The sequence below is a fragment of the Ruegeria sp. YTSA226 genome (assembly GCF_059609905.1).
Map to the genome: position 1 here is coordinate 32692 of NZ_JBXWMQ010000017.1, position 24619 is coordinate 57310.

Consider the following 24619-nt stretch of genomic DNA (forward strand, 5'->3'; position numbering starts at 1 on the left):
CCGGTCAATCTTTCCATAGCGGACGAAGCGTCACGTAGTAGTGGTACTCGATTTGCTTGAAGATCAGCCCGCCGCGCGCGGGCACGTTCTGTCGGAAAACAAAGGCCATCGCACAAACGAGGATGAGCGGGGCAAGTATTGCCACCAACGGAACGAACCGCAAAACGTGTTCGGAAGCCGCCTTGCTCAACACCAAAAGTGTAAGCGAGACCCATAGAGCCAGTGTAAACCAATCGTCACTGAGTGCGTTCCAGTCCGCCTGCGCGGGGAAAACAGCAAACGCAAATAGCCCGGCAGAGACAACCGCGCTACAGGCCACCAAAGCACGCCGCGCATGACCCCCGTAGTAGCCGTAAGTCGAAGCTGTAATCAGCAACCCAGAACACAGAATGAAGTCCACTCTGGGAACCAGTCCGACGACATATGCAAGAAGGATCAGGCCTATTGTTGAAGCTCGATAGGCTTCCGACTTATCCCATCCGATGCCCAAAGCACTAAGCGCGTTTTGGGCACCACCTGAGCGGATTGAAATAGCAAGCAAAACGAAGGACAAGCCAAGCAATCCACCGAAGATGAACAGCGGTACAATTGCAGCCGAGTTGTACCAATCCGATCCACTTACACCTGCGCGGTTTTCGCCCCAAAGTGGAATGTCCGATGTCTTCCAAAGAAAAAAGACGGACACTGTTATAAGAACAATTGCTGCCCAAAAGTCGCGCGACCGCATGACCAGTGTTTCGTCAGGTTTGTCCATTGCCTGCCTCCTGAGGGAAAGGGCGCGATCATGCGCGCCCCTTCAAAATTGATCGGATTAGGGCTGCTCGATACCCAGCGAGGCCGGGTCCACTGTGGCAGCGCCAAGGTCTTGCAAGGTATAGGCAAAAGTAGCCTCGAGGTTCGCAAACAGTTCTTGAGCTTCTTCACCGTGTTGACCACCGACATCATAATTGTTTGCAGAGGCCCATTCGGCGACGGTGTCGGAGGCAATAGCTTGCTCGAAGGCATCACCAAGCGCGGCCTTTACATCGTCCCCGGCTGAGCTGTGAACTGCAAACCCGATGGCCTGTTTGAGCGGCAAATACTGATCGAGACCGTCATAGATGCCGAAGGCAGAAGGCACTGTTGCCCCTGCAATCTGCGCATCTTCGGGCGTCAACATCGCGAGCGGTTTAAGTTGACCGCCTTCAATCAACGGAGCCTGTTCAGCCAGTGACGTCACAACCAACGCGACTTCGCCCGCTATCGCAGCTTCCTGACCGGGCGCTGAGCCTTTGTATGGAACAAACTTGAATTCTGCACCGGCCCCTTTTTCGATGGCCAGAAGATTCAAGTGGTGGATCGAACCTGCGCCGGAAGCCGCCGCAGGAATAGTGCCAGGAGCTGCTTTCGCAGCGTCGACCAGTTCTTCCAGAGTATTGTAAGGGCTGTCCGCCGGGACCGAGATCAGATCAGGTGATCCACCAACAATGAACGGATACCAAAAATCAAATTTCTTATCCCAACCACCCTGCACAGCAGCGGTGACGTTCGACTCTGACAAACCGACCAATGTATAACCATCGTCTGGTTGGTTCATCACGTAAACCATACCGTTGGAGCCTGCGACACCACCTGTTTGATTGATCACATTGATCGAGACCGGAAGGTGTTTTTCCATCTCGGCCATGATCATTCGGTTGATCGTGTCCGTGCCACCACCGGCCCCCCAGACCACAGCTGTGGTGATATCACGATAGGGATAATCCTGCGCAATAGCTGCCCCTGTAATCCCGGTCGCCACCACGGCTGCGGCCGCCAACCGCCCTAGCTTTAGTTTCATTTCCAAGTCCTCCCAAAACTACTTCGCGTTTATTATTGCATTTATTTGCGTATACATTAAAGAATGCATTGTCAACGTACTGTAGTGGAAGCTGCTATCGCGCTATGAATGCGAAACGGGAAGGAAATGGGCAAAGATGAAAAAGATGTACGATGTTGCAGTGTTCCACGGGGACGGGATCGGCCCGGAAATTATGGCCCCTACGCTTGAAATCCTGCGCCAGCTTTCGGGCAACAATCCCAGCTACGAGCTGGCGTTTACAGACGCACCAGCAGGCGCAGGCCACTACACCAAAACTGGAGAATCGTTTCCGGCTGGATCACTCGAAACTGCACGTAATGCTGACGCAATTCTGCTGTCTGCAATGGGCTTGCCGGATGTTCGATATCCTGACGGAACCGAGATTTCACCTCAGATTGATCTGCGAAAGCAACTGGGACTTTTCGCTGGTGTACGACCAGTAAAGGTAAGCAGCGGACAAATGACCCCCTTGACGCTGCCCCCCGGAAAAGAGATCGACTTTGTCTTGATACGCGAAAGCACAGAAGGACTGTTCTTCACCCAAGGCGCTGGCGAAGTAACGGAACACGAAGCACGTGAAACTCTGCTGATCACTCGTGAGGTGTCCGAAAAACTGTTCCGTTTCGCGTTTGAACTCGCCAAGAACCGCAAGGCATCCGGTCGCGGCCAAGGACGGGTTACATGTGTCGACAAAGCCAATGTTTTCAGGGCCTTTGCATTCTTCAGATCTATCTTTGACATGGAGGCCGCACGCCATCCCGATTTGAAAGCTGACCATGCCTATGTTGATGCCACCGCTCTATGGATGGTTCAAAAGCCTTGGGAATTTGACGTTTTGGTCACTGAGAACATGTTCGGAGACATCCTCTCAGACCTTGGTGCGGGTCTCATGGGTGGTCTAGGACTGGCGCCATCAGCGGATATCGGGTTGAATCACGCTGTATTCCAACCCTGCCATGGTTCCGCCCCGGACATTGCGGGACAGGGTATTGCAAACCCTTTTGCGATGATCCTGTCCGCAGCAATGATGCTTGAATGGTTGGGGTTCACCCATGATCATCCAGACCTGTCCAGCGACGGCGAACGATTGCGTGAAGCCGTGGAAAAGGTGACGGCGAACGGACAGAACCTGACCCGTGACCTAGGTGGAACGGCCGGAACGAAGGGTGCCGCCGCATCGGTATTGGAAGCAATGCGGACATGAATACTCAACAAGCCATCAGTGTCGCGTGTGTGGGTGCGGGGTATTTCAGCAGGTTCCACTACGAAAGCTGGTCCCGAATGCCCGGAGCGGTTCCGATTGCATCCTGCAACCGTGATATCAACAAGGCGAAAGAAACAGGACTGGCCGCTTACGATGATCTGTCAAGAATGTTGGAGGCGGAAAAACCAGATCTCGTGGACATCATCCTTCCGCCTGTGGCGCAGGCCGAGGCAATCCGCTCGGCATTGCGGTTTGGTATCAAGTGGCTGATCTGCCAAAAGCCATTTTGCTTATCTCTGGATGAAGCTGAGAAGATTGTTTCAGAGGCTGAGGCGGTAGGTGCAACTATTGTCGTGCATGAGAATTTTCGCTTTCAGCCCTGGTATCGTGCGATCAAGGTGGCGATGACCGAGGGTCGAATTGGTACACCTCTCCAAGCTACTTTCCGGCTTCGGCCCGGCGACGGACAGGGACCACGAGCCTACCTTGACCGGCAGCCGTACTTTCAGGAAATGCCGCGTTTCCTGGTTCATGAAACAGCGGTTCACTGGGTAGACACGTTCCGGTTTCTATTCGATGCGCCAAGCGCCGTTTATGCGGACTTGCGCCAAATTAACCCCGTTATCACGGGCGAGGATGCAGGTTTCATCCTGTTTGACCACCCAAACGGTTTGAATGCTCTGTTCGATGGCAACAGATGCCTTGACCACAGCGCCAAAAACCTGCGTCAGACCATGGGCGAAGCGCTCATCGAAGGAACGGAAGGATCACTGGTTCTTAATGGCGATGGTTCAGTAGAACTCCGCGGTTTTGGAAAACAGGAGCGACAGCAGATTCTACCTCCAAGCGATCATGATGGATTTGGAGGAGACTGCGTCCACGCCTTGCAAAGTCACGTCATTTCGGGCCTTCTACGGGGCACGCCGCTGGAAAACACGGCCCGAGAATATTTGGATGTGATCCGCATTGAAGAGAATATCTATCTCTCAGCTGCGGAAGGACGAAAAATCAACCTGGAGACCCCGTGAAGGATCAGGACGCAAAAACTCTTTCTAATACGCAACGCGCTGTCAGGGATTTGCGACAGATGATCCTGTCCGGCGAACTTGCGGCCGGAACTGATCATCTGGAATCGGAACTCGCCGAAACCCTTGGCATGTCCCGCACCCCGATACGGGAAGCTGCGCTGATGTTGGAAAGTAAAGGGTTGCTTGAAATGCGGCCCCGAAAGGGCGTTCGGATACTGCCTGTTTCATCAGATGATATGCGCGAAATCTACGACATCCTAACGGAACTCGAGAGTCTCGCAGCACAGCGCGCTGCCGAAGCGGGCTACTGCGAAGATGAACTGGCGGTACTTGCCGGATCAATTGCAAAGATGGACCAAGCCATCGAAGCCGAAGACCTTGAAGCCTGGGCCGAGGCCGACGAGTTGTTTCACCAGGAGCTCGTTCGGTTAGGCGGCAACAAACGAGTCGAAGCGATTGTCGCCATGATGAGCGACCAGGTACGTCGCGCGCGCGCAACGACGTTGTTCATCCGGCCCCTGCCCGTTAAATCTAATGAAGATCACCGGGTTGTTTTTCAAGCGATCAGTGAAGGTCGTCCAGATGCCGCCCGTGAACGTCATCGAGAACACAGGCTGCAAGCACAGGCTATGCTTTGCGGGATACTCGAAAAGCATCGGCTCAACAGCCTCTGATCTTCTCGTATCCGGTCGTTAATCACCTAAAATAACTGCCTATTTTCGGCATTAAAGGCGCTCCGAATACTTGTCTTCAACGGCAGTCCGCAGGTGTGTCCGGCTGCAGCCCTAAGGTATATGCTGATCTTGTGGCGTATTGCACGCGCGACACCTGGGCAATGGTCGCAATTCATCAGGAATTGCTGGCGATGTGAGCTGTGGCGCTTATCCGCAGGAATTTGAAGCCTAATTTATTTGATCACGCGGGCTTTATCAGTGTTTCCAGATATTCTCGAGTATCGGCGTCCCACGAACTAGGATCTTCTCCATGGGCGACTACCGCGTGCAGTTCCATGATTTTCCATACTTCGTCCTTAGTCGCTGCAACCACTTTGCCTGGGCAGGCCTCCATGCCCTCGCAATCCTTGCAGGCATATGAGTATGCAGTGTTCATCGCTTTCTCCTCCGTGCGCTCGGAAAGTTGGTTAGAACTCAAGAAACGTCGGCAGACCGTCGTCGAGTTTTATCCATGGCTGCTGATGTGACACGAAGACGTGGGCCTTGGGTTTCGCAATCGATGGGTCGTCCAACGTTACAGCAGAAAACCAAGCGTCAGCGCTCCAGTCTTGGCCCTCAACTTCATTTAGGGCGGCATAGGTCAACGTCGTTCCACAGTCCCGACAAAACCCGCGGCGAATACCCGGAGTTTTCTCAATGTGTTGGATTTCGCCTTTGATAACGGCGAAGTCTTCGGCGGCTACCTTAGCCCAAGTTACAAAGGCGCCGCCAAGGGCCATTTGGCATGAACGACAATGGCAATGTCCCGACCAGACAGGTGGTGTCGCGATCTGGTATCGAACCGCACCACAGTAGCATCCACCTTGAAGTTTTTCCATCGTATGAAGATCTCCTGGCATGCGGCTAGGCTGACATCCATGATGATGCCTATGCCTATGCCTATGCCTATGCCTATGCCTATTTTTCTTGGAACTTATAAACAGATTTTGATATGAATATTGTCAAGAAAACCGATATCATGCGACTCAAATAGTTTAACCAAGCATTAGAAAATCTACAGTATGGATTGGTTGCACCTTCCCCCGATGAACGCTTTGCGCGCTTTCTCAGCAGTTGCGGAAGCAGGGAGTTACACAGTGGCGGCTGAACGCTTGAACGTGACCCAAGCGGCTGTCAGCCAGCAGGTGAAATCGTTGGAAAGACATTTGGGTGTAGCTCTCGTTGCCAGACGTGGGCGCAGCATTGAATTGACAGAGCCAGGCATCATTCTTTCACGTGAACTGGGTATCGGCTTTGAAATTATCGGAAGGGGTGTCGAACGACTGGCGGAACATGCAGCACACCGTCCCGTTCAAGTGACCATGTCACCAGCATTCGCGGTGGAGTGGCTATTGCCGAGAATGGCAGAGTTTCAACAACAACATCCAGAGATCACTTTGATGCTGAACCCAACTTCTGAACTGGTTCAGATTAAGCCAGGTGGTATCGATGTCGCCATTCGGTATCACGATAGACGCATGCCAAGAAAAGAAGAGGATACTGTCCTTGTATCCGACATGGTCGTGATCGGAGCACCTTCACTGGTGGAAGGCCAAGATCTGCGTGACCCGGCCTCATTAACGAAGCTGCCCTGGTTGCAGGAACTAGGCACCAACGAGGCGGCCGACTGGCTCACCTATCATGGGGTCGTACCTCCCGAGCCATTGACCATAAATCACATGCCTGGGAACCTGATCATGACTGCGGTTCGCCGGGGTGACGGTATCACGTATTCTGCCCGAGCTTTTTTCGAGGACGATCTGTCATCTGGTCGGATGATTGAGTTGTTCTCTGAGCCACTCTTCGGCGTCTATTACATCCAGACTCAAGCAGAATTTCAGCGTCCCGAGGCTAAGGTGTTCGTCAACTGGCTTATATCTCAGTCGCAAGTCGTATCTAGACACAACTCTGGAAGCTGAGAAGTATCTATTTACTCGCCTGCTCTGTTTGCTCAAGACCGTTGGTTTCGCCGTTTTTTAAGGCTGCTTTGTGGAGGAGCCAGCTGCGATCAGAGCCGCCATCCCTCCATCGATGAACTGCACGTTTTGAAAACCCATAGCAGCCAATACATTTGCCGCTGCCGCGCCTCGGTAGCTCGGAGCTCCGCCACAAGTGGTGAAAATTCGCCTTCCACGATCCTGTAACTCTTGAGATCTGTATTCACTTTCAAGGTCTGCCATCCAAGCGACGGCGCGACCAGGAGCCGGAATTGCTCTAGGGTTGATACCTGTAGCCGCCATTTCAGCGCTATCCCTCACGTCCACCACAAGTGCGTTGGGGTCTTCGATCAGTACTGCCAGCGCGTCAGTTGCTGAAATCGGATTTGCTTTGGATATTTCCTGAGCTTCCATTTGTGCGAATGTTAAGACCATGTTGCCCCCCGACTGCAAATCTTACGCTATGCTACCATGCGGCTGATTTACCGCAAAACGGCATCCAAGCGATGCTTGGCAGTCTTCTGGTCGCCCAGACGGTTGCCATCAACGAAGTTAAACAAGTCCCGATCAACGGCAGAAGCGGGCCTCGCAAATGCCCCAGCCATTGCTGTTGATCCGAGATTACTCGGCGGCCAAAGCCTTCTGCCTGCAATAACACGACGCCTTTATCGGCACCTCGGCGCGGGCAGCGGCCTTGTCCAGTTGTAGCTTAATATGGGCGGCTTCGACCGTTTCACCGCGCCGGGTGAGACATTCGTGCAAACCATGCAGGCTCCAGACGTTGCCCGGATGCTGACAGGCCCGGCTAAGCGTTGCATCCAGGCCAAGGTCTGCACGGTAAACAGATTCGGCTTCCTCCATCTGGCCTTGTTCAAGAAGAAGAGCACCCAGCGCATGACGGGTGGGTTGCATCCAGCCCCAGGGCTCGTCGTATGGTAAGTTGTCGTCGATCTCGACTGACTTTCGCAGGTGGTCAAAGGCCGTTTCGTGCTCTCCTGTGTGATAGGCCAACTCACCCAGCATCATTTGCTCAGCGACCTTCAGAATGTCCCGGCATGTGTTGTTGAACAGCATTCGGGTCTCAGGAACTCTGGCCAGAGCATCATAGAACTTGGCTTTTTCACTCTCGGCTTCGGCGACCCTGTGTAGGTTGGCCAAGGCAACCGTCCTTGCATACCGCATCATGGCAATGGTCACGCTGTAAAGCTCTTCATCCTCTGGCAGATCCTGATTGAGAATATCCTGCCAGCGACCAAACCTGATCAGCACATGTTGCTTCATTGGAATGAAGCCTTCAAACCAGTCCGCCATCGGCTGAAGAGTGTCTGACGGCAAGGTGTCGATCAGCTCATCGGCAGCTTCGATTGCTGCCGATGGTTGCCCCAAGAACATCGCACCGTATATTTTAAAGTGATAGTTGTGGCACCGATAGACGGAATAGAAATTGTCAGGGCCTTCGCGCTTCAGAAACTTGCGATCTGCCAATATGGCTTTGTGATTGCGCAGTACCACGTTCATATAGTCTCCGCACAACACGTCGATATGGGTCGGCATGTGCAACAAATGCCCGGCCTCGGGCACCAGCGTGCTGAGCACATCGCCCTGACGCAGTGCCCGTTCGGGGTGGGGCGACATTTCCATAAGGTGAATGTACATGTGCAATAGTCCTGCGTGCTCCCATGCTCCGGAAAGTGTATCGAACGCATTTTCGAGCACGGATATTGCCTCGAGCGTATCGGCCCCTTCGGCGGGCTTTCCGGTCGGCAAATCCCAAAGCTGCCAGGGTGTCCGGTTCATGAGCGACTCGGCCAGAATCGCAGACACGTCCAGGTCCTGATCGAATTCGGTGTGAACTTTTCGCATCGCATCAGCGAAGGCGTCATTCCACGGGCTGAAATCCTCAATATCCGACGAGGGTGGATAACGCGCTGGAATGGCATCGATTAGCGCGCGTTCAACAGGCGTCAGCCGGTCCTTTAACGACGCAGCAGCCTCGATTGACGCTTTCGCCAAGGCGATACAGTCAGGCTTCTCGTCTTCTTCGAATGTTTCCCAAGGCTTGTTGTAGTTCGGCCCAATACCATACGCGATGCCCCAGTGCGCCATTGCGCAATTTGGATCCGCAGCCACGGCATTCTGAAAGCATACAATCGCTTCTTCGTGGTTGTACGCGTAAGTCCAAGCCAAACCACGATCAAACCAAAGCTGGGCTTCGTCCGACGAGGTTGTGATCTTTCGGCTGTAGCGACCGAGATCATAGTATTCCATCACAATAACCCCCTAATTAAAGGGAGGAGTTTACCACAATGGGCTGTTTCTCGATACTGGCGACATCAAAGCCGACCTAAGGCATAGACCCGACTTATATGAGCCCCATTTGATCGAAGCACTCTTCTTGGCAACTGATCAACTTGTCGGCCGCGTGAGTGACGGGCGGTCCAATCCCTCCACAGTAGCCCGCCGACAAGACCACAATCACCGCTTGCACACCTAAGACGGGCATTTGAGAAAGCTGATGTCAGCAGTCAGATTGTTCTTTTCCGCCAACTAACACTTTTGGGACCTAGTAGCGTCGTGCGACAGCTTACGTTCAAAGTGGCGTTGAAAACCTGTAATTTGCGCTCATTGCGGGCGTCAAAAATACGGGGGACCCTATTCTTCTAGCGTGGCAACTGCATGGTCGTGAGAGGTATGCGGTCGATGCATGTTGAGAATGCGTTGAGCTTCATTCGATTGTCCCGAAATTGCCAGCGCATGCGCCAATGAAAACTCAATAATGTCGCGTTGCGCCCGGCTACCACCAAGGCGTTCGTGCTCAGACATGACACTTACGAATTTCTCAATCGCTTCATCCGCATTTCCATCCGCCAACGCACGGAATGCGCCTGCGACAGAAACAACGGTGGGGCCTGCGGGTCCCTTTGCGCCGTCAATGGTTGATTCCAGACGCTCTCTGTTTCCAGCCATCGCATGCGCAAGAGCAGCGTGAACATCCGCAAAAGCCAAGCCAGGTGAAGGAAAGAACTCAACAGCATAGTCGCTGAGTTGTTGCCAACGCTCCTGGGGAATTTGCTCGCCAGCCAAAAAGGCGCGGTGAACAATTGCCACACTATCAGTCAGAACGTTCAGTGGTGGCGCAGGAGGTCGGTCGGGGGAAACATAATCATCGAACAGCTTCCACATACCCGCCACATCGCCGCTCTCAAGCGCCCACAGAGCGACGTGCCAACTGAGATGGCAGTGCAGATACGCTGTGGAGGGATAGTCTTGCCAAAACTCGCGCAGATAAGCGTAGCCAGCGTCCGTCTCACCGTTCTCATAGTAGAGATGGGCCCTGACATGTGCAGTGTGTGCGCTGTCTGGCTTCAACTCAAGTGCGCACTCGATGTTTTCCGCGGCCGGGCCAATCTGTCCGGCCTCCATCTGGGCAAATGCATGCTGACAGAGAAACCACCAGTCGTCGCCATAGTGTGGCTTTAACATGGTCGTGTACGCAAGCTGCTCCGCCTCGCGTCCAGCCTGACCTGAAAACCCTATTAAGCCAAATACGCTGGTACAGGTCTGAGCAAGCAAAATATCTCGTGGATGGTCAGCGACGTGATCCCGGATGCGCCTGTAAGCCTGCGGTGCACGCCCCTCAATGAGATCGCTGATAATGTCGATCTGGGCGGCTTCGCGCGAACTGACGCCATGCGACAGTTCCTTTGCGACGGCTATTTCACGCTTTGCATCTTGTCCACGCCCGACGGTAACAAGGTATCGCGCAAGCCCAACATGGGGCATGGCAAAACTATCATCTGCCTGCATTGCAGAACGGTAAGCTTCTTCAACATCATCAAAAGCACCCAGAAAACGATCGATGCCTTCAACGTAGGCGTCTCGCGCAGCTTGTGATGTGGTCGTTAGCGGGCTTCCGTACCGATCTTCAAGCATCCAAACCTTCCACTATCTGTACCAAACCTGTCCGTCAGTGAGCTATATGAGCATGCCTAGCCATAAACGAGTCAAAGGAAATCGACGTTGCGAGGCGCCCTGATTTCAGCATCCGTTTCTTTCAGAAGTCTCATGAAATCATCGAAATGCCAATCAAACCATAGTTGCATCATCAAATCCCAATTTCCTAAAATTGGACTCCGAAAGCAATTTTGGGGATTATTCCATACGGCCCGGCCCGCGTCCGGTTAGAGGAGAACGTAGGTATGACAACCCAAACTCGCCCGCTCATTGATACGGCTTGGTTGGCAGATAACCTGACTGACCCGAAACTACGCATCATTGATGTTCGCTGGAAGTTTAGGGAGGAAAACGGCAAGGGCTTAGCCTATGACGATAGGAGCGAGTTCCAAGCCGAGCACATTCCCGGCGCCGTGTATGTAGGCATGTCGACGGAGCTTGCAGACAGCAATCAGAACGTTCCCGATATGATGCTCGGGCCAGAGGATTTTGGGAAAAAGATGCGCGAGTTGGGTGTTTCCAACGACAGTCATGTCTTGGTCTACGATGATTCCGGGCTTCCGTTGGCTTCAGCGCGTCTTTGGTGGGCACTTTCGCACTATGGCCATAAAAACGCGCAGGTCTTGGACGGCGGCTTGCAGCAATGGAAACTCGAAGGTCGACCCACTGAAACTGGCGATCCATCCGTTGAGCCTGGCGACTTCGCTCCCAAGGTGCAGAGCAATTGGATTGCCAGCAAAACTGACGTTCTGGACGCGATAGGAATGCCTGAGGTCAGAGTTGTGGACTTTCTGCCAAACGACCTCTTCCGAGGCGACGGTGTTCACACATGGGGAGGTCGCTCGGGACATATCCCCGGTGCAGTTAACATACCGGCGATATCGAACATCGATCCGGATTTGGCACACACACCCATTGCTGAGCGGGCAGCGAAACTAAAGGAACGAGGCTCATTCAGGTTGGCGGATCGCCTCCGCCTCCTTCAGCACTATCAGGACAAGGGAATTCAAACCGACGACGAGGTTATCGCGTATTGCGGTCGCGGTATTGCCGCCTCTTGCGGTCTCCTTGCGCTTCGCCACATGGGGTTCGACAAGTCGCGCCTCTATGATGGTTCCTGGGCTGAATGGAGCGCCGATGAGAGCCTTCCGGTTGAAACCTCGTGAGACTACGATTTTGGGTCACTTTGGGTGATCCAATTATTGACGCGTTGCTAGGAGGATATTTTGATGACGGACAATTTCCGGCTGACCAAAGAAGCTGCGCAGAAGTACAACAACCATAGTGTGCCTGCGATGTTCGGCCCATTGGCTGAAGCAACAATGCAGAAGGTTCAGCTTCGAAGCGGCACTTGTGTTATCGACATTGCATGCGGCACCGGGGCTTTGACGCGAGAGATTGCAAGGAAACTGACGGGCGAAGGCCGGGTTGTTGGCGTAGATCTGAACGAAACCATGATTGAGGTCGCGCAGTCCAATCAGCTGGATTGTCGTCATGTGCTCGAGTGGTATGCAGCAGATGTAACCGAGTTACCTTTCGGAGACGCTACGTTTGACTATGCCTTCATACAACAGGGGCTTCAGTTCTTCCCCGACAAATCCGCCGCGTTGAAAGAAGTTCATAGGATCTTGCGCAATGACGGTCAGCTGTTTTTGACATGTTGGCGCGCTGTGTCGCCCTTCAATGGAGCACTTGCAAAAGCTCTCGAACAGCATGTTGGAACAGATGCCGCAGTCAAGGCCAGAGCGCCTTTTTCGTTTCGAGATGGGGACCTCATTTCGAACTTGTTGGTCGATGCAGGCTTTAAGATAGCTCGTCACGAGCCATTGGTACTAGAGCGAAGATTTATTGACCTTCGTGCGCAAATCATGGCGCTGCCAATCGAAACTGATCTTAGGGATGCAGGTGCTGACGTCACCAACAAGGTCGTGGAAGAGGTTGCAGACGTTTTGTCTAGATATGACAATGAAGGCGTATTGCACGTACCGCAAGAAGCGCACCTTTTTGTCGCCGCGGCATAGGTCAAAGACCACTGGCTCAGTTCTCAATTACGATCTTTGCCATAGTCGAATGACAATGCGGCATTAGTGGCTGCCGAGCGTGGCTCCGCGTTGACGGTTGAGTGTGCATCAAACTATACTTTTGCCATGGCCAGCGGAAAATACATCGACGATTTGTCGGTTGGCGAAACTTTCGAAACCGGTGGCGTTACGCTGACCGAGGGAGCGATTATTGACTTCGCACTGGTTCATGACCCGCAGCCCTTCCACGTTAACAAAGTGGCTGCCGCAGAGTCGATTTTCGGCGGTCTCATCGCCAGTGGATTTCAAACAATAGCGCTTACTTTCAGGTTGTTCCGCGACACTGGTGTACTTACCGGCACCAATCTGGGTGGACATGGTATGGACGAGGTACGGTGGCTGGCTCCGGTGTATTCCGGTGACACGATCAGCGTGCGCGTCACGGTTGAGGCAATTACACCATCACGTTCGAAGCCAGACCGGGGAACGGTCAAATTCCGATACCAGACATTTAACCAGAACGATGTTGAAGTTCTTAACCTGGTCATGCACCACGTGATGGCATGTCGGAGTTAAGGCGGTTTGCAGCGACTTGGGCGCGGCGATCAATTCGACCTCCCTTTGTCATCTTCAAAAGTATCCTTGGGCTCGCCACATAAGGCTTCTATTCGCAATTGCGGTCGTGGCGTACATGCAAACTAGCTTGTTCGCGTGTTCTCAATCCTTTTTTGCCTAAATAACTACTTGTAGATTGCCGCATAGCGAGGTGCGAAGAACTTAACGAAGGCTCTAACCTCTGGCCGACGATAGGCTTCCGGCGAAATGAGCATTAGGTGCGGCACCGCAAGTTCGGGGATTTCGTCGAAACATCGGATAAAAGACATGTCTGTTTCCACCAGCTTGACATTGCTGATCCCAAGGCCTTGCCCTGACCTGATCGCCGCATGCATTAGCTCCAGTTCGGTGAAAGACATGACGATCTGGTCCGGCTCCACGTGATTGGTCAACCATTCGTGGAATACATTTGGTACATCGTCCCGCTGAAAGGTAACAAACTGATGCCCGGCCAGATCATTCGTTGACCCCGGTAAGCCAAATTTGTCCGCGTAATTTCTGCTGCCGAACAAAGACCAGCGGGCCGTGCTGATCTTACGACAGATCAGGTCAGGATCAGGTTCAGTTCTTGCAAGGCGCAAAGCAATGTCGGCCTCGCCCGCCATCAGGTCCAGCGCCCGAACGCTGGACAAAAACTCGAATGCGACATCCTGATTGTCGGCGGAAAACTCGTTTACGATTTCAATCATGCGTGCAGAGAAGTTTGCTGAGTAAGCGGTGATACGGATGGGTTGTGTCGACGTCAATTCTTTCGCGCAATCGGCAAATTCAAGGACTGAAGTCTCGATTGCTTCGGCGAGGGGAACGAGGCGAAGGGCTTCTGGGGTCGGTTTGAACCCGTGCGTACCGCGCTCAAAAAGCGTCAAGCCTGTTTCTCTTTCGAGAACATCAATGCGTCGGGCAACCGTTGGTTGGGAGACCTTTAGCTTTCTAGAGGCCGCAAGCGTCGACCCTTCTCTGAAGACAGAGAGGAACACACGAATATCCGACCAATTTCGGAACCCGTTCTTCATTTTTGTAGAACAGCACAATTTTGTGCCGGATACCAGAAAAACGGGAGAACAGTTACTGTTGTTGCGACAGCGCAATTAACTCGGAAAGGACCATGAGATGGCTTCCCATACAATGTCACCCAGCCTCTGGGCCGTATTTGGTGGACTGTTCGGTTGGACCAAAAGAGCCTTCCCCGAAACCCGGAAGCTGCGGCCTACAGCCAACGATCTTCACGCGGAACGCGACTATATTAATGACGTGATCTGGAGTAATCCCGATGCGTTTTCGAGTGAGCTTGACGTGCAGAACATGATGAACCTGTATCCAGGAAAGTTCTGACAACACTTGGTGACAATCGGCCGAATAAGGCGATTAGATCGCACCAAAATGCAGCTGCAAGCTGGAAGTGACAGCCACGCACCTGTGTTGTCGCCATAGAGTAAGTAGCAACACGAGACCTTCTGTCATCACACCTATCGCTGCGGTCGTTCGAACGTCTGATCAATGCCTGCACGTCTGGCACTTCCTTGGGGCATCACCGACGACAATTAAGTATGGACAAAAGATTTGCAGCACCAATTGGGGCGACTGTGACACCAATGGGGGTCTCTTCAACCGCGACTTTCAGGAAGCCTGCGGAAGAACCTAGGCCGAGTTACTTCGCTCGATCACCCTTTTCTACGCGCCACGACGACAAATTGGGTCATCGAAAAGAAGAAGCGTCCAACTTTTGCAAGGCTGAACTGTTCGTCAAACCACGATTGCGCAACTGCGGGATCAACATAGTCATTTGCGACAGCGTATTGCTTCATGAGGTGCATCATCATGATTGCGAGGCCATCAGGCTTTAGCTGGTGATCTGTCATAGTGAACGACAAGACATCTTCCACATGGTCGCCGCGAGCCTTTATCAGTGCGGGCAGTCTTTCCGGGAGGGAACCACTCACAAAGTGCTGGTTCCAGGAAGTCAGCATCTTTTGCATTCTGTCGGGCTCATCGCTGAACCAAATCAAGCTACCAAAGTGCAGATCACTGATGACAAGCCGCCCGCCGGGTTTGACGCACCGCAGCGTGTCAGCCAACGCACCGTCTACGTCTTCGATGTACTCAAAGACTTGTACCGAGACCGCTTTGTCAGCACTCTCATTCTCAATGGGCAAGCTATTTGCAGCACCAGCACGAAACTCCACGTTTGCGTAGTCGCTGCATCGTTCTTTAGCGGCCGCTGTCATGTCAGTGCTTGGGTCGATCCCGATGACACAGCCATCCGAGCCAACTGCGCGAGCCAACTCTGCTGTCAACAGCCCGTTGCCACATCCGATGTCCAAAATAGTTTCACCGGGAGAAGGGCACAGCGCATCAAATGACACCTGTCGTCGCCGCGTCAATTCGGCTCCCTGATAGGCGGTTTCTAGTAATTTCGTTGTTTCAGCGTCAAACTTAAGCAACTCTCCACCCTTACAAAGCCCACCAGTCCCCGAAACTCTAGTCCGAAATGGCCCACAACATGGGGGCTAGACAGCTTCTTGGCAAGTTCGAGGTTCAGTATGGTAGATTCCTTTCAATTTAGCTCGGCTCGGTTGGTTTAGATAAAAACTATTTAACATCGGCAATTCGACGCATGGGAACAGACGGCAGCAAGCTGTTTAAATTCTAGGGATGCGTCTCATTAAGACTGCATAGTGTGATTAGCCATCGACCATCTGGTTGTCGCTCAAGCACATTCAGCGAAACGCCTTCACCTGTCGTGCCTTCGCTAAATTCTGCAAGACACCAGCCGAGTTCGCCGTCTCGACCTGCACTAGAGACATTGATTTTTTTGTCTTCTCCACCTTCCGCGACCCACTCTGCATGTGTGTCTTCAATAGCTTGCCTTCCAATGGAAGGTGGGCCGAAGGGAGAGTACATCTCTGCTTGCGCTGCAAACACGGAAGCGCATCCATTGGCGTCCCCTTGTCGGTAGCAGGCGACATAGTGGTCGAATACCTCCTGGCAATGTTGTTTGAAGGACATACAAACACTCCTAATTTCGCTGTCCTAGCATCAGGTTCTGCAATTCTACTGTCAAATCAACCTCGATCAGATTGTTTGCGTCGCTTCTACCTAGGACAAACCCGTCTTTGGTTTTGCGCCTGGGAACTGACATCTAAGCAAGATGCAGCATATGACTCTTTGGGCTCAAGTAGACAATCGCTGTACAAGGCATAAATGACTGCTATGCGGACAAAGCAGGCATTCGAAGACTGGTCTCGCGACCCACATGTCAACTATGGTCGGAGTTCATCTTGCGATAGTCAGAGGGCGCCAGTCCCGTCAAATTCCTAAATGCGCGGCTGAAATTGTTTGCGGTTTCATATCCTAGCATGGAGGAGATACTGGAGACTGTCTCGCGCGTATCCGTTAGGAGTTCCTCGGCCCTTGCTACCCTAACATCGTTGACGATTTCGCGAAAACGAACCCCTTCGCTTGCTAACTTCCGTTGTAGTGTGCGAACGCCAAGATCGAGCGAACGCGCGGTGGCATCAATCGACATTTCCTCCCGATGAAGTTGTTGCCAAACCACCTCTTCGACTTGTCCTCGAAGTGTTTGGGGGGGGCCGCCCAATCGTTCACGAGAAATATCTCCGACAGTTGTCGAGCCGCCGCTAAGTTTTTTGGGCGTGGCTTCGGCTCGCAAAGTCGATGCATCTAACTCAACCCCAAGCCGGGTGGCGTTCCAGATTACAGGACAAGCGTAGGTGTCTTCTGCCTCGACAAATCCAGGAACCTTCGGGAAGTCCAAGAGCACGGCCGATGGCTTCCAGTCGTTTCCTAAATACGCGCGGAATATGCTCAGAAAAACCCCAACGGCCGAGAAACCGATGTCCGGATACGCGAAATGCGAGCGAAGTCCAAAACGATAACAGTAACGCGCGCTACTGCCCGTAGTTTCAAGCCACGCGCGATCCGCGGACGAATGAAATGGCATGACGGCAGAAGCTCGTATTAGCGCTGCCCCCAGCGTTGGAGCAGAAAGAACGTAGCTCCCCCAGGCGCCGTAATCAGCGACGGTGAGATACGGTGACCACAACAATCCGATGTTTTGTTGTCCCGCGGATCGTGCGGCTTCGTGCACAAAGGTCGCCAAGGCATGCTCCGAGATGTAACCGCCTCTTTCCTCAATGAAGTGAACAGGAAGATCGGCCGAGTCAAAAGCACGCAACAGGCGCCTTTCCCCTGCGGCCTCAAGCACAAACTGGGGCATCGCGCCCAAGGCCTTGGCCGAAATCATCGGTGGTAGGTTCAATCCGTCAACCCGCTTGTTTGCCCGCGTGTCGTGAAATGATACGCATCGGCTGAACGGATGTGCAAGCTTTCCCTAAACAGCAGGGAGCATTGCAATATGAAAATACTTCGGCCATTACACGGCGGTTTTTCGATGCATTTTTTGGGAATGGTGCTCGGCGCAGGTATTTCTGCTTCACCAGTTTTCTCCCAGTCCTTCAACGACACGGGCGACATCCTTGCACGATCAGCCGAGGTCGAGGACATCGAGTACAAGATCATGGTGCAGCGCGCCACTCAGACGGCCATCTGGGGAATGCCCGCCGCTGGTATGATCGATTTTCTGAAGGGCATTCGCCGCGACCTCGGTGGCGACTACAACGACATCATTTATCTCAACAAGCCGTTCGATTCCAAACATGGGTTTCTTACGGCTAACGATGTTACGGCCTATGCTTGGGCTTCAATGACCTCCGAACCCGGTCCCCTTGTCATTGAAGTGCCCGCAGCTACCGACAAGGTGAACTACTTCGGTACAATCGTGAATGCTTGGGATGTTCCTATCGTGGACGTTGGTCCCGATGGTTTCGATGAAGGTGCCGGCGGCAAGTACCTCATGCTACCCCCAGGCTACGAAGGGGATATGTCCCTAGAGGAATTAACTGAGGCGGGATACCTTCCCTTTGAAACAGATACCTACGAGTATGGTTTTTCGTTCCGGCCAAAACTGACGAATGGCGGAACGGACGCCGATGCGGCCGACTACGCTCAGACAATAAAGGTCTACTATTTGTCTGAGGCCGACAATCCACCGCCAAACAACTATTTCGAAGCGTCCGAAGTCCCGTACGACTCGCTTCCTTACTACAACGAGACCTTCTTTCAGGACTTGAACGATTACGTTCAAAACAACCCGATACGTCCACAAGACAAGGTTATGGTGAATTTTTTGAAAGATCTCGGGATCGAAAAGGGAAAGCCTTTCGAGCCAAGTGAACTTCAGATGCAGGCAATGAACGAGGGCTTGCTGCTCGCATATGCCTCGATGCAGAATTACTTTGTGACGCCTGGGAAAGCCATGATCCCACTTTGGGTCGACGATAGCGGCGAGATGAGGAGCCAGTGGCTGATTTGGGACTTCGCCGAAGGTCAACCGGAGGCTGGTTTCCCGTATGAGACAGAGACCGAAGTCCTTGTGGATGCGCGTGCGGGCGGCAGTTATTTCTGGATTACATACCTGCCGAAACAACTGGGCGGAGGTACATTTTATCTGACAGGTCTGCGCGACAGCGACGGAGAAATGTACGATCACAATCAGACCTATAGACTGAACGTCCCAGCGGACACACCTGCCGACGATTTTTGGTCCGTGATTGTTTATTCGATGGAGACCAAGAGCTTCATTCGGAACGTTGATCCTGTCGGTTTGTCCGAGCGCGACACTGATGCGATGCAGGCTAATGAAGACGGCTCCTACGACATTTATTTTGGCCCAGAGGCTCCGGACGGAAAGGAAAGCAACTGGATACCAACCACAGAGCCGTACTTCCTGTTATTCCGCCTTTACGGGCCGCAAGACGGTTGGTTGGAAAGTGGCTGGATGTTGGGAGATCTCGAAAAAGTAAACTGACCACAAAACCAAAAAAACCAATGGAGGTAATAGTGAAAGCAAAGTCAGTTGCCTTGCTGTTCGCACTAGTAGTCGGATCGCAATCTACAGCCCAAGAGTTCAAAGCCGACGTGCCTGACAATATTCTAACTCCAGACCGAGTCGAGACCCAGACGCTTGGTGATCTTGAATTCTTCGATGGTATGCCATCGCCCGAGACGGTGGAGAAGGTCTTCGATAACCTTGATCTGATTAGGGCTACGACGGCGTTCTTAGATGGTATGAAAATCGCTTCGCTTCGGGCTATGTTTCAGGGGTACGAGGACTTAGGCGTCAATCCTAATGACGTCGTGATTGCAGAAGACCTGCTGGACGCGCGATCCATCTGGCTGACGCCCAATACCACCACAATCTACATTGGTTCGAATGTCGATATCTCTGATGGCCCGATGGTGATTGAGGTTCCGGCAGGTCTGCTTGGGTTGCTGGATGATGCCGCATTTGACTACGTGACGGATATCGGGGCGCTCGGCGCGGATAAGGGAGAAGGCGGCAAATACCTACTCTTGCACAACGATGATAAAACGCCGGTGCCCGACGGGTTCTTCGAGCTTCGCACCAAGACAAACGAGCACTGGTTGTTGCTGAGACGCTCACCGGACGCAGACGGAGATACAGCTGGGCCCGTTGCCGAGATCAAGGCGGGTCTGAATGTATATCCGCTTAGTGAAGCAGATAATCCACCCGCGGAAACTTTCCTGAATATCTCAGGCGTCCAACACAACACCGTTCACGCGAACAACGAAGACTTTTTTGAAGAGATCCACGTCGCGCTCGAAAACAATCCAATTGGTGCGTTCAGTCCGGAAATTGTAGGAACGTTTGCTTCCATAGGGATCAGGAAGGGCGAGCCCTTCGAACCCGATGCCCGTATGCAGGCCATTTTCAAGGAGGCGGCAGCGATAGCAAACGCCACGGCGCGAGCGATTACGTATGCCTCGCGCGATCCGGGAGTTTTCTTTTATGAAGACCGGCAATGGAACTCACCGTTTCAACGTCAGAGCTATCTGTTTCTTGAGGACGGTGCACGCATACTCGATGACCGTTCATACTTTTTCTATATGGCGACGGGCATAACGCCTGCGATGACCTCGCCACCGGTCGGTACGGGGTCTGTCTATGCGATGACGGCGCGAGACAACAACGGACAGTACCTGGATGGCTCAAAAACCTACAAGGTAACTCTCCCGGCACCCGTTCCCGCGAAAAACTTTGCGTCGTTTATGTTGTATAGCGGACAGACACGGTCGATCCTTGAAACTGACCTGGAATCCGGTGGTATCGACTCTAATCGACTGGGGATAAAGCCGAATGAGGATGGGAGTACCAGCATCTATTTTGGCCCGGAAGCCCCAGAAGGTTGGGAGAACAACTGGACGCAAACCATGCCCGGGCAAAGCTTCAACGTGATGATGCGCCTCTACGGACCGCTCGAGCCTTGGTTCGACAAGACCTGGCGTCCTGGTGATCTGGAACTGGTAGAATAAAGCGACAGCCGCGACTATCGGGCGACGCTACTTTTTGGCGTCGTCTTGCATTTTCTTCGGTGTCGGTTTTGGGCTCAAAGCGGTCGTCGGCGGCGGCGTGTCAGAATGGCGGTCTGGACAGTCTTACAAGGGAGCGTGGTGTGGGGAATGGACTTCTACCGCGGATCTGGACGTACTAGGCAACGCAAGGAGCGTGCCAACGGATCGAAGGCAAATGTTGTGATAGCACGACATGCTTCACGCCTGTCCTAAGCGGCGCTAGTCTCCCGTCATAGCAACGCTGAAAGGAGCCGCCCAATGTCCCTCTTCTCTAAACTCTTCGGTGGTGGTGAAAAGTCGGAGCCGGAGCCAGTCTCTTACAGAGGGTTCGAAATCTTTCCGGACCTGATGCCCGAAGGTGGCAAGTACCGCCTTCTAGCCCGTATCGAAAAGACCATCGGCGGAAATCGCAAGACCCATACAGTGATCCGGGCGGATGTTTTTGAGACCCGGGATCAGGGCGAAAGCTTCAGCATCGCAAAGGCGAAACAGGTGATCGACGAGCAGGGCAACCGCATTTTCGATTAAGCAAACAGACAGCCTAATTTATGCGATGCAATCGACGGATGGTTCCGCAAATTAGACATCCGCCCCGATCTGGCGAAAGAACGCTAAGCAAGCCAAGCAGTCATTGGAAGTCTTAGATGCCCGATACATGCAGCTGCAATCTGGGTCCCAATTTCGTCTATTTTACAGCATGTGCTACCCTGTTGCATTTATCGTATGCAATTGAGGGCTGAAGATATGTGGAACATGGAACAGTTTGTAGCGGACTGCCGGACCGCAGTAGATCAGGACGCGTCTCACAAATCGGTGGCTGAGGTGGTGGACCGGGCGATGCGCGATCCCGCGGGCGTGACGCAAGCCTTGGGAGAGCCGACCGAAAGCGGTATCTTTCCCATTTACAAGTCAGGTGATCTGACAATCGTCAACGTCGTATGGAAGCCAGGAATGACCATAATGCCCCACAATCACGAAATGTGGGCCGTGATCGGTATTTATGGTGGCCGAGAAGATAACATTTTTTGGCGGCGCGTAGCAGATGACCCTAACGGACGCATTGAAGCGGCGGGGGCTCGAGCATTGTCGACGGGTGAATATGCTCCGCTTGGTAAGGACCTCATTCACTCGGTTACAAACCCTATCCCCAAGTTGACCGGAGCAATCCACGTATACGGCGGGGATTTTTTTGAAGCTGAGCGAAGCGAATGGGATCCTGAAAACCTGACGGAACATGCCTATGACATGTCGAAGGTTCGCGCGTTATTCGAGGACTAGTTTGCAGTTTGACAATCTGCGCTGGCAATGCCTTAGGCATGTTCCGTCTATACATCAGGCTTCGCTGATAGCCGATTACTATCTCGTTGAATTGACACGGGGTGATGATCTCGGATTATGGACAGATGAGCAAATTACAACGCCCCCCGAAGCCTCGGCCACGCCCATTTCTTCCTAATCCGGACCGCTACGAGCAAATGGTCTATCGCCGTTGTGGGCAGTCTGGCATAAAGCTACCCGCGATAAGCCTTGGGCTATGGCACAACTTTGGTGGGGATACCCCGCACCAGACAAAGCGCGATCTCTGCCGCACTGCTTTTGACTTGGGTGTAACGCACTTTGATTTAGCAAATAACTATGGCCCACCACCGGGATCGGCGGAAGAAGCATTCGGTGAAATTTTAAAAACTGATTTCGCAGGCTATCGGGACGAACTCATCATATCTACCAAGGCAGGGTATGATATGTGGCCGGGCCCCTATGGGGAGTGGGGATCACGAAAGTATCTTGTGGCCTCTTGTGATCAGTCGCTCAAGCGGATGGGGTTAGAATACGCAGATATCTTTTATTCCCACCGTTACGATCCAGATACCCCTCTGGAAGAAACTATGGGGGCCTTAGACTATATAGTGCGCTCTGGGCGCGCACTTTACGTCGGAGTTTCAAGCTACAACTCGCAACGAACGCGCGAAGCGCTGGCCATCTTGAAAGACCTTGGCACGCCGTGCCTGATTCATCAGCCGTCGTATAACCTACTCAACCGTTGGGTTGAGCGGGACGGGCTGTTGGATACGCTTGACGAATTGAACGTGGGATCGATTGCGTTCACGCCACTTGCCCAGGGTATTTTGACATCGAAGTATCTGAACGGCATTCCCGAAGACAGTCGTGCGACCCAAGGCAAGTCTTTATTGGACGGCATGATCAACGAACGTTCATTGACGAGTGTCAGGGCTCTAAACGACATAGCGGCGTCACGCGGTCAATCATTAGCTCAGATGGCGCTTGCTTGGGTGCTGAGAGGTGACCGGATTACGACAGCCCTTGTTGGCGCTTCGCGACCTGAGCAGATCGTGGATTGCGTAGGTGCGGTCCAGAATTTGGAATTTACCGAAGCGGAACTCGCTAAGATTGACGAGGTAAGCTCGGAAGAGGAAATCAATCTCTGGGCGCGATCCTCGGAAATTGAGTAGGATTGTTGACCACTGATTTTTGGTGCTAGCAGGTTCTTCTGCTTAATCGCATGGCGTTTCTGCTTTGGGCTCGAAGCAGACGTTCGGTTAATTCCGCTGAATGTCCGCCTTGCGGACCAAGCCGCCCTCAGATGGTATCGCTTGCATGTCTGCGTTACATTGGAACGGTCGTCGCCTAGAACAGCTTGCAATTCTATCGCGACGGAAACCCGAATAGTGGATGTCCATGTCCGACACAATCCTAGCTGCTGAACCAACTATCCGCATTATTGCCTTCCTATCCGTCCTGGCGGCGATGGCACTTTGGGAAGTGGCCGCACCCCGGCGAAGTCGGGATATTCCGCGCGTTATCCGATGGACAAACAACCTTGCGCTCGTGGTGCTCGACACCGCCATCCTGCGGCTGACCTTTCCAATCCTCGCAGTTGGTCTCGCAGCCATGGCCGAGGATCGCGGATGGGGGCTCTTCAATAACATCGAGGCGCCGGTTTGGGTTGCCATCGTGGTCTCCATGCTGCTTCTAGATCTCGCAATTTATCTTCAGCATGTGATGTTCCACGCCGTACCGGGGCTTTGGCGTCTGCACCGGATGCATCACGCCGACCTTGATTTTGACGCGACTACTGGCTTGCGTTTCCATCCGGTAGAAATCCTCATCTCGATGGGGATCAAGCTAGCGGTCGTAGCAACCTTGGGGCCGCCCGCTGTCGCCGTGCTCCTTTTCGAGGTGACCCTGAACGCTACCGCGCTCTTCAATCACGCAAACATTGAATTGCCGCGTCCGGTGGATCGAATTCTCAGATGGATCGTCGTCACTCCAGACATGCACCGAGTCCACCATTCAGTCGATCCAAGCGAGACCAACTCGAACTTTGGCTTTAATCTACCGTGGTGGGACCGACTTCTAGGCACTTACGTTGCGCAACCCAAGAAGGGGCACAAAAGCATGGAAATCGGCATCAAGCAGTTTCGCACACGCCGAGACCTCTGGCTCGACCGAATGCTGATTCAGCCGCTGCGCGGCCCGGCGAGCGGAGGTGCCCTCGACGCCGCGAGCCAACAGATGCGATCTTCATCTGTCTCGTCCGGGCAAACCAAGCTTGGCAATGACCAAATAGACCAATAGCGCTGAACCAAAGACTGCTTTGCCGCGCTTGAGTGTTATGCGCAAGGCTTTAAGCGTCGGCAGAAAAGTCCGCAAAGTGGACATACATCGCGATATTGCAAATGACCGCGTGGAGCCCATACCTGTGTAGTTTGCCCTCCGCAGCGAATGTCAGCTTGTCCCAGCTGTTCTATGCTCATGCGCTGCTTCCTCGTGCCGTTCCTCAAGAGCCTGACGAATGATCTGGTACGAAGATGACAAGAAGAGGCTTGCCATGAT

At 53.1% G+C, this 24619-nt stretch carries 25 protein-coding genes; 14 read left to right on the top strand and 11 right to left on the bottom strand.

Annotated elements, in window-relative coordinates; genetic code table 11:
* Positions 1 to 4: 4 nt before the first annotated feature.
* Positions 5 to 754 carry a hypothetical protein gene (locus AC2FFF_RS16985; RefSeq protein ID WP_496679665.1) on the bottom strand — a complete coding sequence of 250 codons (750 nt, stop codon included), beginning with the start codon at positions 752 to 754 and terminating at the stop codon, positions 5 to 7.
* A 57-nt stretch (positions 755 to 811) separates the two neighbouring features.
* Positions 812 to 1819: a Bug family tripartite tricarboxylate transporter substrate binding protein gene (locus AC2FFF_RS16990; protein WP_271951906.1), complete on the bottom strand. Its 1008-nt coding sequence runs from the start codon at positions 1817 to 1819 to the stop codon at positions 812 to 814.
* A 136-nt stretch (positions 1820 to 1955) separates the two neighbouring features.
* On the opposite strand from AC2FFF_RS16990, the gene AC2FFF_RS16995 reads away from it, so the two are divergent.
* The 3 genes from AC2FFF_RS16995 to AC2FFF_RS17005 are packed head-to-tail and all read left to right on the top strand — an operon-like array spanning position 1956 to position 4746.
* Positions 1956 to 3044, top strand: coding sequence for an isocitrate/isopropylmalate dehydrogenase family protein (locus AC2FFF_RS16995; protein WP_271951908.1), 1089 nt, complete (start codon positions 1956 to 1958; stop codon positions 3042 to 3044).
* A complete protein-coding gene (locus AC2FFF_RS17000) occupies positions 3041 to 4072 on the top strand; it encodes a Gfo/Idh/MocA family protein (RefSeq protein ID WP_271951910.1) in 1032 nt (343 codons plus the stop codon). The genes AC2FFF_RS16995 and AC2FFF_RS17000 overlap by 4 nt, the downstream gene beginning before the upstream one ends.
* The gene (locus tag AC2FFF_RS17005; protein ID WP_142639574.1) at positions 4069 to 4746 is read left to right on the top strand and encodes a GntR family transcriptional regulator; all 678 of its coding nucleotides are present in this window, start codon (positions 4069 to 4071) and stop codon (positions 4744 to 4746) included. The genes AC2FFF_RS17000 and AC2FFF_RS17005 overlap by 4 nt, the downstream gene beginning before the upstream one ends.
* Before the next feature lie 241 nt (positions 4747 to 4987).
* Here AC2FFF_RS17005 and AC2FFF_RS17010 read toward each other — a convergent pair whose 3' ends face one another.
* Both AC2FFF_RS17010 and AC2FFF_RS17015 read right to left on the bottom strand, forming a co-directional pair.
* Complete coding sequence (locus AC2FFF_RS17010; RefSeq protein WP_271951912.1) at positions 4988 to 5182, bottom strand: DUF1059 domain-containing protein; 195 nt, start codon at positions 5180 to 5182, stop codon at positions 4988 to 4990.
* A gap of 31 nt (positions 5183 to 5213) precedes the next feature.
* Complete coding sequence (locus tag AC2FFF_RS17015) at positions 5214 to 5645, bottom strand: GFA family protein (RefSeq protein ID WP_496883006.1); 432 nt, start codon at positions 5643 to 5645, stop codon at positions 5214 to 5216.
* 186 nt (positions 5646 to 5831) lie between these two features.
* Between AC2FFF_RS17015 and AC2FFF_RS17020 the strand changes: the two genes are divergently transcribed.
* Complete coding sequence (locus tag AC2FFF_RS17020) at positions 5832 to 6704, top strand: LysR family transcriptional regulator (RefSeq protein ID WP_185956738.1); 873 nt, start codon at positions 5832 to 5834, stop codon at positions 6702 to 6704.
* 57 nt (positions 6705 to 6761) lie between these two features.
* Here the strand turns inward: AC2FFF_RS17020 and AC2FFF_RS17025 are convergent, their stop codons facing one another.
* The 3 genes from AC2FFF_RS17025 to AC2FFF_RS17035 all read right to left on the bottom strand — a co-directional run bounded on the left by AC2FFF_RS17025 (position 6762) and on the right by AC2FFF_RS17035 (position 10655).
* On the bottom strand, positions 6762 to 7157 hold the full coding sequence (locus AC2FFF_RS17025) for a rhodanese-like domain-containing protein (protein ID WP_496883007.1): 396 nt from the start codon (positions 7155 to 7157) through the stop codon (positions 6762 to 6764).
* Positions 7158 to 7343: 186 nt separating this feature from the next.
* On the bottom strand, positions 7344 to 8990 hold the full coding sequence (locus tag AC2FFF_RS17030; RefSeq protein ID WP_496883008.1) for a hypothetical protein: 1647 nt from the start codon (positions 8988 to 8990) through the stop codon (positions 7344 to 7346).
* A gap of 384 nt (positions 8991 to 9374) precedes the next feature.
* Positions 9375 to 10655 carry a tetratricopeptide repeat protein gene (locus AC2FFF_RS17035; protein ID WP_142639585.1) on the bottom strand — a complete coding sequence of 427 codons (1281 nt, stop codon included), beginning with the start codon at positions 10653 to 10655 and terminating at the stop codon, positions 9375 to 9377.
* 266 nt (positions 10656 to 10921) lie between these two features.
* On the opposite strand from AC2FFF_RS17035, the gene AC2FFF_RS17040 reads away from it, so the two are divergent.
* The 3 genes from AC2FFF_RS17040 (at position 10922) to AC2FFF_RS17050 (ending at position 13273) form a co-directional block, all read left to right on the top strand.
* Positions 10922 to 11842 carry a sulfurtransferase gene (locus AC2FFF_RS17040; RefSeq protein ID WP_142639587.1) on the top strand — a complete coding sequence of 307 codons (921 nt, stop codon included), beginning with the start codon at positions 10922 to 10924 and terminating at the stop codon, positions 11840 to 11842.
* 63 nt (positions 11843 to 11905) lie between these two features.
* Positions 11906 to 12697 carry a class I SAM-dependent methyltransferase gene (locus AC2FFF_RS17045; RefSeq protein WP_281996004.1) on the top strand — a complete coding sequence of 264 codons (792 nt, stop codon included), beginning with the start codon at positions 11906 to 11908 and terminating at the stop codon, positions 12695 to 12697.
* A gap of 66 nt (positions 12698 to 12763) precedes the next feature.
* Entirely contained in the window at positions 12764 to 13273 is a 510-nt protein-coding gene (locus AC2FFF_RS17050) for a MaoC family dehydratase (protein ID WP_281996005.1), read from the top strand.
* A 164-nt stretch (positions 13274 to 13437) separates the two neighbouring features.
* Here AC2FFF_RS17050 and AC2FFF_RS17055 read toward each other — a convergent pair whose 3' ends face one another.
* Positions 13438 to 14400 (bottom strand): LysR family transcriptional regulator, encoded by a 963-nt coding sequence (locus tag AC2FFF_RS17055; RefSeq protein WP_142639591.1) that lies wholly within the window; start codon positions 14398 to 14400, stop codon positions 13438 to 13440.
* A gap of 22 nt (positions 14401 to 14422) precedes the next feature.
* Between AC2FFF_RS17055 and AC2FFF_RS17060 the strand changes: the two genes are divergently transcribed.
* Positions 14423 to 14644 (top strand): hypothetical protein, encoded by a 222-nt coding sequence (locus AC2FFF_RS17060; protein WP_271951927.1) that lies wholly within the window; start codon positions 14423 to 14425, stop codon positions 14642 to 14644.
* Between the two features lie 329 nt (positions 14645 to 14973).
* On the opposite strand, the gene AC2FFF_RS17065 is transcribed toward AC2FFF_RS17060, so the two are convergent.
* The 3 genes from AC2FFF_RS17065 to AC2FFF_RS17075 all read right to left on the bottom strand — a co-directional run bounded on the left by AC2FFF_RS17065 (position 14974) and on the right by AC2FFF_RS17075 (position 17576).
* A complete protein-coding gene (locus tag AC2FFF_RS17065) occupies positions 14974 to 15753 on the bottom strand; it encodes a methyltransferase domain-containing protein (protein WP_281973673.1) in 780 nt (259 codons plus the stop codon).
* A 205-nt stretch (positions 15754 to 15958) separates the two neighbouring features.
* Positions 15959 to 16318: a YybH family protein gene (locus tag AC2FFF_RS17070; protein ID WP_281973672.1), complete on the bottom strand. Its 360-nt coding sequence runs from the start codon at positions 16316 to 16318 to the stop codon at positions 15959 to 15961.
* 250 nt (positions 16319 to 16568) lie between these two features.
* Positions 16569 to 17576, bottom strand: coding sequence for a helix-turn-helix domain-containing protein (locus AC2FFF_RS17075; protein ID WP_281973671.1), 1008 nt, complete (start codon positions 17574 to 17576; stop codon positions 16569 to 16571).
* A gap of 111 nt (positions 17577 to 17687) precedes the next feature.
* On the opposite strand from AC2FFF_RS17075, the gene AC2FFF_RS17080 reads away from it, so the two are divergent.
* The 6 genes from AC2FFF_RS17080 to AC2FFF_RS17105 all read left to right on the top strand — a co-directional run bounded on the left by AC2FFF_RS17080 (position 17688) and on the right by AC2FFF_RS17105 (position 24361).
* Positions 17688 to 19199, top strand: coding sequence for a DUF1214 domain-containing protein (locus AC2FFF_RS17080; RefSeq protein ID WP_281973670.1), 1512 nt, complete (start codon positions 17688 to 17690; stop codon positions 19197 to 19199).
* A gap of 32 nt (positions 19200 to 19231) precedes the next feature.
* Positions 19232 to 20725 (top strand): DUF1254 domain-containing protein, encoded by a 1494-nt coding sequence (locus AC2FFF_RS17085; protein WP_281973668.1) that lies wholly within the window; start codon positions 19232 to 19234, stop codon positions 20723 to 20725.
* Positions 20726 to 21022: 297 nt separating this feature from the next.
* Positions 21023 to 21292, top strand: a complete 270-nt coding sequence (locus AC2FFF_RS17090) for an HlyU family transcriptional regulator (RefSeq protein WP_281973667.1) — start codon at positions 21023 to 21025, stop codon at positions 21290 to 21292.
* Between the two features lie 225 nt (positions 21293 to 21517).
* Positions 21518 to 22042, top strand: coding sequence for a cysteine dioxygenase family protein (locus AC2FFF_RS17095; RefSeq protein ID WP_246097323.1), 525 nt, complete (start codon positions 21518 to 21520; stop codon positions 22040 to 22042).
* Positions 22043 to 22167: 125 nt separating this feature from the next.
* Complete coding sequence (gene mgrA, locus AC2FFF_RS17100) at positions 22168 to 23235, top strand: L-glyceraldehyde 3-phosphate reductase (RefSeq protein WP_142639603.1); 1068 nt, start codon at positions 22168 to 22170, stop codon at positions 23233 to 23235.
* A 226-nt stretch (positions 23236 to 23461) separates the two neighbouring features.
* Complete coding sequence (locus tag AC2FFF_RS17105) at positions 23462 to 24361, top strand: sterol desaturase family protein (protein ID WP_142639659.1); 900 nt, start codon at positions 23462 to 23464, stop codon at positions 24359 to 24361.
* Positions 24362 to 24619: the final 258 nt, after the last annotated feature.